Here is a 15,030-nt window from a genome sequence, read left to right as displayed (position 1 = left end):
CATAATCCTACTGATTGATCGTTGACGTTAAGTTAGACATGCTGGCTTCCTGCTGGCAAATGATAATAAAATCTTAAATCAAATCTTGCCGCCAGTCATGGATTAAATGTTAACTAATTTAATCTGACTTATCGCAACGTAATGAGAAGCAAGCTAAGCCTGTAGTGGTGAACTGATTTTAGGCAACTGATAACTGGGCTTCTAGCCATGCCATATATGTCACTTATTTAGACAGTTTAATGTGGGCATAACAGATGCTTTATTCCAATATTGATAATCGCTCACGACCATGCGGCGCGTTAAAATCAATCTCAGGACCAACAGGTATAATACGTGTTGGGTTAATAGTCTCATGACTACCGTAATAATGCATTTTGATATAGTTAATATTTACCGTCTCGGCAACACCTGGTATTTGATACAAATCTCGCAAATAGCCCCAAAGATTTGGGTAGTCCACGATTCGGTGTAAATTACATTTAAAATGACCCACATAAACGCTATCAAAACGCACTAAGGTAGTAAATAATCGCCAATCCGCTTCAGTTATCGTGCTACTCGTTAAGTAACGACGATTATCTAACCTGACTTCTAGTACATCTAGCGCATTAAACAGCTCGATTACCGCATCCTCATAGGCCTCTTGCGTGGTGGCAAAACCAGCACGATATACGCCGTTATTGATAGTAGTATAAATATACTCATTGAGCGAATCGATTTCTGCTAATAGTTCTGGCGGTGAAAAATCTCCTGCCAACGCCCCAACGTCATCAAAGGCACTATTGAACATACGAATAATTTCAGACGACTCATTACTCACGATGCTGTTGGTTTTTTTATCCCATAAAATAGGAACAGTCACTCGCCCCGTATAATTTGCTTGCGCAGCAATATAGATATCATATAAATGCGTGGCGTTAAAAATGGGATCAGGAATAACACCCTTACCAGCCTTAAATGTCCAGCCCTCATCACCCATAATAGGATTGACCACAGACATGGATATCATGTCCTCTAAGCCTTTTAGCTTGCGATAAATAATGGTTCGGTGCGCCCAAGGACACGCTAAAGAGACATACAAATGGTAACGATTGGGCTCAGCTTTAAAGCCACCAACCCCTGATGGGCCAGCGCTACCATCTGCAGTAACCCAGTTTCTAAAACTGGATTCTTTACGCTCAAAGCTGCCACCAGTAGATTTGGTATCGTACCATTGGTTTTGCCATTGTCCTTCGACTAATAGTCCCATTATTCAATCCTCTTTATTTTAGTTTTGGTTGTTGCATTGAATTAAAACTTCTGGTTTTTACTCTAGAGAGTAATGCCTAATAATATTCTTTAAATCAACCAATTAAATGAACGATAGTAAATAATTTTTGATCAGCTATTGGGAAATATAAGCTTCAGCAATAACCTGCGCAACACGGCAGCGTAAGATATTTAACCTAAAGTTGATGCATTTTTGAATGGACAGTTGTGAATTGAAATAGCGCTTAATGAGTTACACAACTCATGCCCAATTGAACATTCTTGCTATCAGAGCATAACTCAATTTGTGGCAAACTCTTTATCAACTCTAACTGACTTTTGTTGCTTTTTTATAGTTTAACATTTCAAAACCCGTCGACTTTCAACAGATAAAATGATTAAAATTTAAGGTAAATAAAACCAAAGGATGACGCTTTATTAATAAGGATTTTATTAAAAAGGAATAAATGTGACTTCAGGAAGAAGCCCCAGCATAAATAGTCCACCCATATATATTCAGCCAAAAAACTTTGCCGATTATTTATCTCATCAGCAGGACTATTATTTGTTTCTAGATATAGATGGCACACTGGCAGATTTTACGCTAAATCCAAAAGATAGCTTTATTCCAAACAAAACCTTAACGCTGTTACAAAAAATACAAAATCATGGTATTAAAGTCGCCATCGTAACGGGACGCAGTCTGACTGAAGCAAGGCAAATGCTATGTCCTGTGCACTTGCCGATAGCAGCCACGCATGGATTAGAAATAGCATTTGATGGGAGCAGTGTTAACGATACTGATGTAACGTCTGTTGATACAGTCGAACTTGCAGCAATAAGGCAGGTTATTAGCCAGTTTTGTATGCCTTATGATGATCTCACTATTGAAAACAAACCCTATTCCGTCGCTCTACATTATCGGCAAAATCCTACCTTAGCTGATGTCGCTTATACCATCATGACAAAAGCATTAAAACAACAGTCTGATTGGACATTGAAAGCAGGTAAATATGTGTTGGAGGCTGTACCAAAAGGAGCAAATAAAGGCTCAGCAATTTTGACCTTACTACAAAAAACGCAGACCAGCGCACCGATTTATCCTATTTTTATTGGTGATGATATGACCGATGAAGCAGGATTTATGGCGGTACAAGATCGCCATATACCAACCGAAAAAAGCAGGTTATTAGAAAATTATATTAGCCCTATATCTATTGACCCTATACAGGGCATGGGTATCAAAGTAGGTAGTGAGCCAACTTGTGCTCATTATTATGTCCATAATATTCAAGAGGTGACGATTTTACTTCATAGCTTCTTAAGTTTTTGCCAAAAATCTAGCGCGTTATCTGATTGATGAGAGGATAGAAGCAACTACTCACAAACGCACGATTGAACGTAACACGACATAGTGAGACACGAGATATGAGCCGCTTAATCGTCTTATCTAATCGGGTCAAAATGCCCGACAACAACCCTATGGCAGGTGGACTTGCGATTGCATTGCAAGATGTCTTTAATGGGAATTCAGTCATATGGATGGGCTGGAATGGTGAGGTTATCGATAGTAATAATGGTGGTGATATCAATGAATTTAGCAGTTGCGAGCGAACTTTTTTAACAAATACTGATAAGCAAGGGACTAATACAACAGTCACTTATATGACCACAGCCTTTAATAATGAACAGCATCAGCAGTTTTACTGTGGATTTGCCAATAATGTCCTATGGCCACTACTGCACGAGCAAACTGATGTGATTAGCCAAGCACCGGAGGACTACGCAGTCTACCAAGCAGTAAACCTTCTTTTTGCCAAACAATTAAAAAAGATCATTCAGCCTGATGATGTGATTTGGGTGCATGACTATCATTTTTTAAGCGTGGCGTATGATTGCCGTCAGTTGGGTATAAGTAATCGTATCGGCTTTTTTTTACACATTCCTTTTGTTCCATTACCATTTTGGCAACAGCTTGATAAAAGCCCTGAACTTATCAATCATCTTGCTTATTATGATGTATTCGGCACACAGACTCAGCAAGATAAAATCAACTGTGTGGCTGTTTTCCAGCATTATTTAAAAGACAATTTTTTAAATAGTTTGCCATCAGACACCTTCTATACTAAATCAGACTCTGGCAAAGCTGGTACACGGTTAATGCTCAATCTAGACTCGGGTATACCACACTGTTTAGTAATTAACGCCTACCCAATCGGCGTCAATGTGACCAAAATCCAGCAGCATGTTATGAGTTTATCCTCTCATTTATCCTCCCAGTCTATAAAAAACATTCAGGGGGAAAATGTTACAAAATCTGCCACTCAGCAAATAATAGCGGTGGACAGAATTGATTATTCTAAAGGACTGTTAGAGCGTTTTTCTGGGTATGGCGATTTTTTACAGCAATATCCAATCTATCAAAACCAGCTAAAATTATTACAAATTGCTTGTCCTAGCCGCTTAGATTTACCCGTTTACCAACAGCTTTATGAGCGTGTCAAACAAGCGGTTCATAACATCAACCAGCAATTTTCGCCTAGTGAATATAGACAAGATATTTCTAACAGTGAAGACTTCATAGAAAACTGGCAAGCGATTACCTATAGCGAAACTGTATTGAGCCAAGAAGCATTAATGATTGCGTTTTGGAACAGTGATGTTGGCTGGGTGAATTCTCTTAAGGATGGTATGAATTTGGTCGCTAAAGAATATATTGCGGCTCAAAATCCTAATGATCCAGGAGTGTTGTTATTGTCACGTTATGCAGGAGCGGCGGAGCAAATGCAGGCGGCGCTCATTATCGACCCGCACGAACCTCAAAGTATCATACATGGTTTACATACTGCTTTGATAATGCCATTAGAGGAGCGACAGAGCCGCTATCAGACATTACTGCAAGGGCTTCAACAGCATGACTTACATAGTTGGCAACAAGATTTTTTGAATGATCTCTGTTTAAAATGAAGTGTATTGACACTAAATTTCATCTTCAATAAGTTATTTTCAAAGTAACTTTAGTGAGAGCAAAATACATCACCCAAATAGCTAATGCTTGGTTAAAAAACAACCAAGTAGCTGACTAACAAGAGCAATCTTATAATAATAATTAAGGAGCCCTAATGTTACGGTTAGATGAAAAGAACTCTTTATTAGAGCAACTTAAAGCTGCCATAGAAAATATTATAGCGGCTGATCAAGCGGAACACGCATCGGCTATAACCGATAAATTACGGCACGATATATTAAAATTTTTGGTGACTTATAGCGATAAAATCCCCCATCCTGCTAGTAGTATTACTAATCTGGAGGAAGAAACCTCAGGTACGTTAATCCGTTGGCAAATTTTAGCGTATGTTTCGAGCATTGATTTAACCATTGCAAAATGGTTCGAATCACACTTAGACGCTCTCAGCACCTTACATGAAGTGGGTTATAAAAATGATACCAATGGATTATGGGCAGTTTGGGCGTCAGAAGGTCATCCCAATCCCCTCCGCTATCAGCAGGGTAAAGTTAGCGGTACAAAAGCGTGGTGTTCCGGTGCCAATATTGTTGATCATGGGCTGATGACGTATCAAGATGAGCATGGTCATTCGCAACTGGTTATTGTTGATATGCGTCAATCTGGTATTGCGATTGACAATAGCAAATGGCAGGCGGTTGGCATGCAAGCCACTGATACCGCCACCGTAGAGTTCAATCAGGTGTCGGGTCATAACGTTGGCGCGGCAAACGCTTATTTAGAACGTTTGGGTTTTTGGTATGGTGCAGCAGGCGTTGCAGCTTGCTGGTATGGCGCGGCGGCTCAGATGGCTTCCTATTTATTAATTACTTATCAGCAGAAACCAAATGATTATAAAGCGATGTATTTGGGGGAAATTGGTACAGCGCTAGCAGTTACTCGGCAGTATTTTTGTTATGTGAGTGACTTAATAGATACTGAACCACAACGTAGCCATGAACTTGTCATTCGTGAATTAAGGTCACAAGTCGAGAAGGTGGCGCGCTTAGTAATGGAGTCCGTCGGGCAGGCACTAGGTGCTGCACCATTTTGTAGTAATGCTCATTTTGCAAGATTATCCGCAGATTTGACCGTGTTTATTCGCCAAAGTCATGGGGCGTTTGATTTGCAAAAAATTGGTGAATTATCTAGTGATGTTACTCGAGACTTAACAGATAAGCAGGTGAATATATGGCAACTGTAATAGCTAATAAGTCAGCACCCAAGGTGACAGCAGATTCTGATCTCAAAGATAACGGCGCAAAATCTGAACATCTCCACCCCATTGTTGGCGATCGTGTGATTGAAGGCGATGGCACCAGTCAGGACGATTGGCAAAATTGGCAAGGACTACAGAATTTACCTTCATTAAATATTGCAAAAAATTTCCCATCACACCAGCGTGTATGCATTTTTGCCCCACATCCTGACGATGAGATACTGGGTTCGGGCGGTCTGCTCCAACAGTTGGCAGCAAATGGCAATCCTATCGTCCTTATTCACGTCACCAATGGTACGCAAAGCCACCCACACTCAAAGATTTATCCTCCAGAGAAACTTGATATCATTCGTCCGCAAGAAAGCGCTACCGCATTAGACATGTTGAGCGTGGCACATCAGGTAACGACTATTGCTTTAGATATAACGGATGGCGATGTGTTTGCCCAAAAAGACCAATTTTACCAAAAGTTAGCGGCTATTACACAGCCTGACGATATTTTAGTAACGCCCTTTATCTATGATGGACATCCCGACCATGAAGCGACAGGACAAGTAATCGCCGCATTTGCCAAGCAATGCCAGCTGGCATGTTATCAAGTATTAATTTGGGCGTGGCATTGGGCGAATCCTGGTGATAGCCGCATTCCGTGGCACTCTGCTGTCAGATTAGATTTAACGGTTGAGCAATTACAGCGTAAATCCGAAGCCATTGCTTGCTTTACCAGCCAAACCACCGTTGATGAGAGTACAGGCAATCCGCCAATTTTATCCGCTAAAACCATCGCTAGAATCAGCCAACCTTGGGAGGTTTATTTATATGAGCCATACCTCTAAATCCACAGTGTCTATTCCTGTTACCGACGATTTAAATAACCTTCCTGATAGTTTAAAGATTGCTAAGACTCATTCAGCTGACTGTGATTCTATTGATAGCCAGTCGGCTACTTATTCAGAAACATATTTTGATGCGTTATATAATGACAATACCGACCCTTGGCACTATCAGACCCGCTGGTATGAAAAGCGAAAACGTAATATTTGCCTAGCGGTACTACCACAACATCACTATCACGATGCCATTGAATTAGGCTGTGGCAATGGCGTGTTTAGTGAGTTGCTTGCTCGTCGCTGTCAAGCGTTGGTCAGTATCGACGGCAATGCTCAGGCAGTGCAACTGGCTAAACAGCGCCTAACAGAATCGCCCCATGTGAGAATATTACAAGGGGTCATTCCCGACGTATTCTTGAATTTAACAGAAGCTGTAATAAAAGCTTATCCTTTATCAGCCAAGACGCTTGCTAATAAGCCATCCTTTGATTTGATTGTCATTAGTGAGATTTTATATTACTTATCTTTAAAAGATATTGATACCGTCATCACTTGGATTCAGCAACACCTTGCATCAGGTGGCACGCTACTGTGCTGTCATTGGCGCTACCCCATTGACGGCTTCAAGATGAATGGTGAGACGGTACATCGACGCCTATACCAAGCATTTAATTCGGTAAACAGCGCAGATGAACATCAAGTCGCGTTTAATCATCAGGGTCAAATTATCGATAGCGATTTTTTATTGGACGTTTGGCAGCGCTCGTCAGAGTCAATCGCCATGCAAGAAGATTTAATATGACGAAATATAATCAACGGCAAAATACTGGTAAACCTATAGGTAATATAAGAATTGGTATTGTGATTCCTGCTCATAACGAGACGATGACGATCGCCAGCTGCTTAGTGGCGGTTCAAACAGCCATTCGCCAATTGCCCTCAACCATTACGGTCTATCCGCTGGTGGTGCTAGATAGCTGCACTGATGACACCGCTTTAATCATAAAAACAACAGGCGTCGATTATATATGCGCTGAGTATCGCTGCGTGGGACGGGCGCGAGATTTGGGCGTTCGCCATGCAATCGCACATGGAGCGACATGGCTTACCTGTACAGACGCCGACTCAGTAGTAAATAAAGATTGGTTAGTCCAGCAAATAAAGCATATTGCGCAGCAACCGACTGATATGATTTGTGGCGTAGTAAGCGTTGATAGCTGGGCGCATCTAACAGCGCAGACGCAGGAAGCTTATAAAGCTCATTATCAAGATAAAATGGGGCATCATCATATTCATGGCGCGAATTTAAGTTTTAGCGCTGAGACCTATCTTGCAGTTGGCGGATTTTCGCCATTACCTTGTCATGAAGACGTGGACTTGGTTAAAAAATTCGAAGCACAAGGGTATACTATTATTTGGAGCAATCGCGTTCGAGTGGTAACCAGTAGCCGTCTGCAAGCTCGGGCAGCAGAGGGTTTCGCAGCTTTTTTATCGAACTTAGAACAAGATAATTTACAGTAACTATTTAAATAGATTAAGTTAAATAAATCAAAATTTGTATAACCTGCAAAAACTAGATTGCTGATATTTATAAAAGCCATGTTTTATTAAAAACCACTTATATTCTTTCATGCTCGGTAACTATTTTCTGACAAATAAAAAAGGTCCACACTGATAGTAGTATGGACCTTTTTATACGCTACATTTTCTTAATATTTATAGGTGTTCAGTAGCGGATTTATCGTTTACCTCTTTTCCATGCGGCACCAACCACTTGCCAAACCAGTTAGACACATCATCCATCAAAGTGTAAACCATTGGAATGACTACTAGACTTAATAGAGTAGAAGTCACTAAGCCGCCCAATACCGCGGCTGCCATCGGACGACGAAAGGTCGGATCTGCTTCGCCCCAACCAAATACCAGCGGCAACATGCCAGCGCCCATTGCGATGGAGGTCATAATAATCGGACGCGCACGCTTGTGACAAGCATCAATCATGGCATCAAATCGTGCCAGTCCACGCCGCTGGGCTATCAGTGCGTAGTCAACCAGCAAAATTGAGTTCTTAGTGGCGATTCCCATTAGCATAATAAAACCAATCATCGATGGCATCGATAAGCTACTACCAGTAATTATCAAACCTACAAAAGCACCGCCAATAGACAAAGGAAGTGCCATTAGTATGGTAAACGGTTGTAATAGGCGTTTAAATAATAATATTAATACGCCCAAAATACAGACGATGCCTACTGACATGGCAATAACAAAACCGCTAAACAGCTCTGCCATATTTTCCGCTTGTCCTTGTTCAATAATGGAAATTGACGCTGGCAAGTTTTGTATGGTCGGTGTGTTTTTAACGGCTTGCACGAGCTCGCCAAGCTCACCATTAGTGGGTTGCACAGTAATACTGATGGCGCGCTCACGGTCTAAGCGGCTGATTTGCGCAGGTCCTGTGCCAAAGTTCAGCGCCGCCACTTCTCCTACCCGTACCCCTTGCCCTGCTGGTCGGGCGCTTGGCACATATAGACCTTCTAACTGAGTGACATTCTGTTTTGCGACATCGGGCAGGCGTATGACAATAGGAATTTGGCGGGTGTCCAGATTGAGCTTTGATAATCGCTGCTCATAATCACCTACGGTAGCAATGCGTAGCGTGGTCGCGATATCTTGGGTGGTCACGCCTTTATCTGCCATTGCTAGTCTATCAGGCGTCACTGTCAGTTCTTGGCGCGGCAAGCTGCGATCACTGGTCACTGCACCAACAAGCGGCAGCGCACGGATATCGCTCATAATTTTTTGTACGGTTTGTTCTAACAGTTGAGGATTGGTACTGCTTAAGGAAAAATTATATCCGGTCTCGCCGCCACTTGATAAGCCAACAGTAAAACGGGCGCTTGGTACTTCTGCAACAATAGCACTAATTTTGCGTTCAATTTCTTGCTTTGAGCCACGCTCTGCTCGTGGCGCTAATACGATGTCGAGTCCAGCAATATTTTTTGACTTGCCACTGCCTGAGCCAGCGTTAGGTCCCATTGCGGCTTGTGCTTCTCCAACTGAGGTAAAAATATGTCGCACCTCAGGTAAACTCATGATACGCGCACTTGCCAGCGCCGCTACCCGCTCCGTGTCAACAAGCGCCACATCTGGCGTCATCTCAATCTCAACGCGCGTCTGGTCAATGTCATTATCAGGAATAAAAGCAGTCGGTAGCAACTTGACTAGGCCCAGCGAGGCAACAAACAATACCAAGGTTACGCCCATGGTTAGCCAGCGATAATGCAATGTCCATGTGACCATTTTTAAATAGCCCGTCATCGTGCGACTTTGGCGTTCAATGTGCTTTTTTTCTGGGCGCAAAATATATGCCGCCATCATTGGAGTTATCAGACGCGCGACCAATAACGAGGCAAAAATAGCCAGCGCGGCTGTCCAGCCAAATTGGCGGAAAAATTGCCCAACAATACCGCCCATAAATGCCGTCGGTAAAAACACCGCAATGAGGGTAAAGGTCGTGGCAACTACGGCAAGCCCAATCTCATCCGCCGCTTCCATTGCCGCTTCATAAGGCGTTTTGCCCATACGCAAATGGCGCATGATATTTTCAACTTCAACAATCGCATCATCGACCAACACTCCAATGACCAAGGATAATGCCAATAATGAGATAATATTTAAACTAAAATCAAACAGGTACATGCCCAAAAAAGTGGGAATAATGGATAAAGGCAATGCAACAGCGGTGACAATGGTCGCACGAATATTACGCAAGAATAGGAACACTACGATAACAGCTAAAATACCGCCTTCTATTAACATCCGCAGCGACGCTTGATAATCTTCAGCAATCGGCGTTGCTCGGTCATACACCTTTTCAATACTAATATTAGGCATGTCTTGATGTAATTGGCTCAACGCCTCATCGACAAGCGCCATCACCTCAACTTCACTGGCACCGCGCGAACGGGTCACGTTAAATGCCACCACCGTTTGATCATCAAGCTTGGCGATAGAGCTTGGGTCTGCTGCGCCATCGGTGACTTGCGCCATTTGACCCAGTGCTTGCGTGCCACCAGTCGGCACCGCTATCTGTAAGTCGTTCAACTCGCGGGCGCGTTCTACCGCACCTAATACTCGAATCGTTTGGGTTGTATTGCCAACTTCTGCCTCACCACCAGAGCTGTCCTGTTGAATAGCAGCGATTTGCTGTGACAGCTGGCTGATAGAGAGCTGTAATCCGCTCATGACAATAGGGTCAGTCGCGACCGTAATTTGGCGCTCAAGCCCACCGATACGGCTGATTGAGCCAACGCCTTGAACATCGGATAAACGCTTGGTAATGGTGTCATCGACAAACCAAGATAAATCCTCAACGCTCATATTATCGGCAGTTACAGAGTACGTGACGACGGGAAATCCTGAGGTAGAAACCTTAGTAATAATTGGATCATTTGCCGCGGCTGGTAAATCGCCGCGCACTTCACCAACAGCTGAGCGCACATCATCGACCGCTTCTTGAATGTCTTTATCTAACACAAACTCGGTGACAATGGTTGCTGCGCCCGTTTGCAGTGTGCTACGAATATGCTTGATACCGGTAATGCTGGTCAGCCGATTTTCAATCTTTTTTGCCACATCGTTTTCTAACTGAGCTGGTGCAGCACCGGGTAACGTTATCGTCACCACCACCGCAGGCAAATCAATATCCGGGAACTGTTGCACTTTCATTTGCCGAAAGCCAAACAAGCCACCCATTGTTAATAAGACAAACAATAAGATAGCAACAAGCGGATTTCTAATCGAATATGCCGACGCATTTAGATTCATGAGCGTGGTAGCTTGTCGTTATTGTCTTTATTATCCTTACTAGCTACCACTTGCACCAAGTCGCCATCATTTAGAAAGCTGCCACCTTGCTTGACCAATTGACTGTCCGCAGGAATCGGTTCAGCAATAGCAACTTTATCACCAATACGCTCTCCTAAAGTGACGCGTAACTGCTGGATACGCCCAATAACTTTGGCAGTCTCAGTTTTCTCACCTTCAGTTTTTACATCGGTAACCAGCATCACATAATCGTAACCATCATTACTGACAATGGCGCTGCTGGGCACGGTTTGCATACTGGCGCTGCCCAATTGAAACTCACCTTTTTGATACATGCCTGCACGTACAGCAGAATTTTTTGCCAAAATCGCATAAATAGTAATTTGACGGTTTTTATCTGCAGTTGGGGCAATACGGCTCACTTCGCCCATTACCGATTGCTCTTTTGGTAAGCTCACTTTTACTGGTGTGCCTACCTTTACCTCACCTACAAGCTTAGGATCAAGGGTCGCTTGCCACTCTAAAATACCGTCTTTAATAATGGTAAATAATGGATCATTGCCAGCCACCATTCCTACTTCTACCATTTTTTCACTGATAACGCCGCTTACGGGTGCGACAACATTGGCATTACTTAAGTTTAAGCGCTGCGTATTCAGTCTGGCTCTAGCGGCATCTAAGCTGGCTTCAGCGCGTATTCTGGTGCTGCGATAGCGATCGGCTTCTTGCTTACTAATCGCATCAATTTCAAGTAGCGGTAACACGCGTGCCGCCTCAGATTTGGCATTGACCAGCGCCGCTTCTGCTTCTGCGACATCGGCTTGGGCTTGTAAGACTTGCTGTTGCAGAGCAGCGGTGTCGAATATTGCCAGTACTTGACCGGCTTTTACCTGAGACCCTTCTTCCACAAGAATGCGCTCAATTGCTACTCCATTAACCTTGGCACTAACGCTGGCAGTATCTTTTGCCGCTATCGTGCCATCTGCGCTTAAAGTGTTGCCTAAGCTATCTTGACTTGGGGAAATGACTTCAACAGATAAGACAGTTTGCTCAGGCGCACTCAAGGATGTCGAACTATTACTATCAGTATTGGATTGCACTTGATTGACGCTATCCGTGCTGCCTAATGTCTCATCGGTGCTCTTATTATCGCCCCAATATTTACCTAATAAGACGCCCAAAACCAGCATCACAGCCATGACCGGTAACAACCATAATGGATATTTTGACGCAGGTTTTTTTGCCATTGCATCAGGTTGACGATAAGGCGGCAGCTCTGAATCCGGTGGCAACGTTGCAGGGTCTTCTTGCTCAGTATTGGGTTCTTGAAAGTCACTCATAAAGGATCTCTATAGGTCAGCGCAATAATAAAAACTGAACGTGTAAAAGGTAGAATGTTAAAACATTCAATGCTAAATACTAATTGGTCAGTACTAGGTGGTAAACCAGTATAAATCTGCAATCGAGCCAACGTCATTAAGCTATTCATAGCCATTACGCATTGGTATAACGACTTGCTTCCGGCATCCAGCGCTGAATAAGTTGGCTGACATCGGCTTTGCGCGCAGGATTGCTGATAATATGTTTTGCCAGTCGCTGAGCAATGGCAAACAGCTGCTCATCACGAATAAGGTCTGCTAAATAATAGCCAACATTACCAGTTTGGCGTTTGCCTAATAATTCGCCAGGACCACGCAGCTCTAAGTCTTTTTGGGCAATGACAAAACCATCAGTACTTTCACGCAGCACATTAAGTCGTTCCGTACCAGTTTCTGATAATGGGGTTTGATATAGCAGCACACAATAGCTTTTAGTTGAGCCACGCCCGACACGACCACGTAATTGATGCAATTGCGATAAACCCAACCGTTCCGCATTTTCAATGACCATTAATGAGGCATTCGGCACATCGACGCCAACTTCAATCACAGTCGTAGCAATTAACAAATCCAGTTGTCCAGTTTTAAAGGCGTGCATCACCGCTTGCTTATCGACCGCTTTCATCTTGCCATGGACTAAGCCAATACGAATATCTAAGCGCTCATTTAAATCTTCATACGTCGCTTCCGCCGCTTGCGCATCGAGGGCGGTCGACTCCTCTACCAATGAGCAGACCCAATACGCTTGCCGACCTGCTTCACAATTAACCGCGATACGTTCAATCACCTCATCACGGCGATTGCGGTCAATGGTCACCGTGGTAATTGGGGTACGCCCCGGCGGCAATTCATCAATGATGGACGTATCCATATCGCCATAGACACTCATCGCCAAGGTACGCGGAATAGGCGTTGCGGTCATAATCAGTTGATGCGGCGTGCTGCCAGTAACGCCTTTATTAGTCAACGCCATCCGCTGCTCAACGCCAAATCGGTGCTGCTCATCAATAATCACCAAGCCCAATTTGGCAAATTGTACTTGCTCTTGGAATAAGGCATGAGTACCGACGACCACTTGCACCGTATTTTCCGCCACTGCTTCTAACGCTTCGCGGCGCTGCTTGGCGGTTTGTTTACCCGCCAGCCAGCCGACACCAATACCTAACGGCTCAAACCACTGCTTAAAATTGACTAAATGCTGCTCTGCAAGTATCTCCGTCGGTGCCATCACCGCCACTTGCCAGCCACTATCGAGCGCAAATCCTGCCGCGCCTGCCGCCACCAAGGTTTTACCAGCGCCCACATCTCCTTGCACCAAGCGCAGCATCGGAATCGACGTTGCCATATCCGCAGTGATGTCCTTCATAACGCGCGTTTGCGCCCCTGTTAAGCTAAACGGCAACGCGGCAAATAACTGCTCGGTAGTCGGGCTTTGAATGGCACATTTCGGGGCTTTATGTTGATGCAATTGCTGACGCCGATATAACAGGCTGAGCTGATGCGCGGTTAATTCTTCAATGATAAGACGCTGGCAAGCCGCATGGCTGCGCGCACTTAATTGCGTTAATAGCTCATATTGCTGAGTAATCTCAGTATAAATCGGTGGCGTATGCAGTAATACTAAGGCTTCAAATATTGTTAAGTTATAGACATTATGAGCCGTTGAATGGTGTGGGCTGGTGTTAGAATTGAGATTGAAGCTAGTATTGGCAACCTCATAACTCGTAGGATTTGCTTTTTGAACCTGGTTTTCCGGCACACGTTGCGCCAGCATAGAAAATATATCTTCCGGCTCGCCCGTCTCTGCAATCTGTTTTCTTATAGGCGTAAAAGGCGCTAACGGCATATCAGCAACCACCGCAAAATCATTAGGCGTAAACAGGGTCATCGGTAGACCTTGGCTACGCACGGTTTGCAATGCCAATTTAATCAACGTACGTAGTTTATTTTGATGTAAGCCTTTGACCGTTGGATAAATTGGCTGCAGCCCGGTATCGACGATTGCCGCACTATCGGTGATGACTTGATATTCTGGATGGTGCAGCTGCTTGCCATAGCGACTGACCTTCACTTCACCGAACAGCTGCAAATGCGTGCCGACACTCATGGTTTGCGCTAACCCAGGATATACCTTAAAAAAACGTAATGAGATACTGCCGGTTGCATCTTCTATAATTACCGTCATGCCGCTACGCTTATTATCCACATGCACCACGCGACCTGTGATCAATGCCGACTGCCCATGTGCCACATCCCCTATCGCGACAATACGGCTGCGGTCTTCATAAGCACGCGGTAGATGCAGTAATAAATCAAAAATGCGCTCAATGCCTAATTGTGCCAATTGCTCCGCCACCTTAACCCCAACGCCTGCCAGCGCCGTCACTGGCATATCTAATGACGATGGCGCATGACCCTTACTCATAGGCGCAGACATGGCTGAAATAGCGGGGCGGCTGGCAGATATTGGCATCAAAAATGTCCTAACCCATTGATTGGTAAACGTCTATAGTAGCGATT

10 protein-coding genes are annotated in these 15,030 nt (G+C 44.0%); 6 read left to right on the top strand and 4 right to left on the bottom strand.

What is annotated here, in order from left to right:
• Positions 1 to 259: 259 nt before the first annotated feature.
• A complete protein-coding gene (locus H2245_RS09405) occupies positions 260 to 1,249 on the bottom strand; it encodes a glutathione S-transferase family protein (RefSeq protein ID WP_182407147.1) in 990 nt (329 codons plus the stop codon).
• A 468-nt stretch (positions 1,250 to 1,717) separates the two neighbouring features.
• On the opposite strand from H2245_RS09405, the gene otsB reads away from it, so the two are divergent.
• The 6 genes from otsB to H2245_RS09375 all read left to right on the top strand — a co-directional run bounded on the left by otsB (position 1,718) and on the right by H2245_RS09375 (position 7,822).
• A complete protein-coding gene (gene otsB, locus H2245_RS09400; RefSeq protein WP_182407146.1) occupies positions 1,718 to 2,608 on the top strand; it encodes a trehalose-phosphatase in 891 nt (296 codons plus the stop codon).
• A gap of 68 nt (positions 2,609 to 2,676) precedes the next feature.
• Positions 2,677 to 4,215, top strand: coding sequence for a trehalose-6-phosphate synthase (locus tag H2245_RS09395; RefSeq protein ID WP_182407145.1), 1,539 nt, complete (start codon positions 2,677 to 2,679; stop codon positions 4,213 to 4,215).
• A 155-nt stretch (positions 4,216 to 4,370) separates the two neighbouring features.
• A complete protein-coding gene (locus tag H2245_RS09390) occupies positions 4,371 to 5,456 on the top strand; it encodes an acyl-CoA dehydrogenase (protein ID WP_182407144.1) in 1,086 nt (361 codons plus the stop codon).
• Entirely contained in the window at positions 5,444 to 6,307 is an 864-nt protein-coding gene (locus tag H2245_RS09385) for a PIG-L deacetylase family protein (protein WP_182407143.1), read from the top strand. The genes H2245_RS09390 and H2245_RS09385 overlap by 13 nt, the downstream gene beginning before the upstream one ends.
• Entirely contained in the window at positions 6,291 to 7,103 is an 813-nt protein-coding gene (locus tag H2245_RS09380; RefSeq protein ID WP_182407142.1) for a trans-aconitate 2-methyltransferase, read from the top strand. The genes H2245_RS09385 and H2245_RS09380 overlap by 17 nt, the downstream gene beginning before the upstream one ends.
• Positions 7,104 to 7,147: 44 nt before the next feature.
• A complete protein-coding gene (locus H2245_RS09375; protein WP_182407259.1) occupies positions 7,148 to 7,822 on the top strand; it encodes a glycosyltransferase in 675 nt (224 codons plus the stop codon).
• 195 nt (positions 7,823 to 8,017) lie between these two features.
• Here H2245_RS09375 and H2245_RS09370 read toward each other — a convergent pair whose 3' ends face one another.
• The 3 genes from H2245_RS09370 to recG all read right to left on the bottom strand — a co-directional run bounded on the left by H2245_RS09370 (position 8,018) and on the right by recG (position 14,947).
• Positions 8,018 to 11,131: an efflux RND transporter permease subunit gene (locus tag H2245_RS09370; RefSeq protein WP_182407141.1), complete on the bottom strand. Its 3,114-nt coding sequence runs from the start codon at positions 11,129 to 11,131 to the stop codon at positions 8,018 to 8,020.
• Entirely contained in the window at positions 11,128 to 12,471 is a 1,344-nt protein-coding gene (locus tag H2245_RS09365; RefSeq protein WP_182407140.1) for an efflux RND transporter periplasmic adaptor subunit, read from the bottom strand. Before H2245_RS09365 ends, H2245_RS09370 begins: the two co-directional genes overlap by 4 nt.
• Positions 12,472 to 12,625: 154 nt before the next feature.
• Complete coding sequence (recG, locus tag H2245_RS09360) at positions 12,626 to 14,947, bottom strand: ATP-dependent DNA helicase RecG (RefSeq protein ID WP_182407258.1); 2,322 nt, start codon at positions 14,945 to 14,947, stop codon at positions 12,626 to 12,628.
• Between the last annotated feature and the right edge of the window lie 83 nt (positions 14,948 to 15,030).

Origin of the sequence: Psychrobacter sp. GP33 (assembly GCF_014119005.1) — a bacterium.
In the GTDB taxonomy this organism is placed as follows: domain Bacteria; phylum Pseudomonadota; class Gammaproteobacteria; order Pseudomonadales; family Moraxellaceae; genus Psychrobacter.
This window is presented reverse-complemented; position numbering and strand designations above follow the sequence as displayed.

Excerpts from the sequence above, each read along its gene's own strand:
- H2245_RS09405 (WP_182407147.1), bottom strand. The coding sequence starts at position 1,249 with ATGGGACTATTAGTCGAAGGACAATGGCAAAACCAATGGTACGATACC.
- H2245_RS09395 (WP_182407145.1), top strand. The coding sequence starts at position 2,677 with ATGAGCCGCTTAATCGTCTTATCTAATCGGGTCAAAATGCCCGACAAC.
- H2245_RS09390 (WP_182407144.1), top strand. The coding sequence starts at position 4,371 with ATGTTACGGTTAGATGAAAAGAACTCTTTATTAGAGCAACTTAAAGCT.
- H2245_RS09385 (WP_182407143.1), top strand. The coding sequence starts at position 5,444 with ATGGCAACTGTAATAGCTAATAAGTCAGCACCCAAGGTGACAGCAGAT.
- H2245_RS09380 (WP_182407142.1), top strand. The coding sequence starts at position 6,291 with ATGAGCCATACCTCTAAATCCACAGTGTCTATTCCTGTTACCGACGAT.
- H2245_RS09370 (WP_182407141.1), bottom strand. The coding sequence starts at position 11,131 with ATGAATCTAAATGCGTCGGCATATTCGATTAGAAATCCGCTTGTTGCT.
- H2245_RS09365 (WP_182407140.1), bottom strand. The coding sequence starts at position 12,471 with ATGAGTGACTTTCAAGAACCCAATACTGAGCAAGAAGACCCTGCAACG.
- recG (WP_182407258.1), bottom strand. The coding sequence starts at position 14,947 with ATGTCTGCGCCTATGAGTAAGGGTCATGCGCCATCGTCATTAGATATG.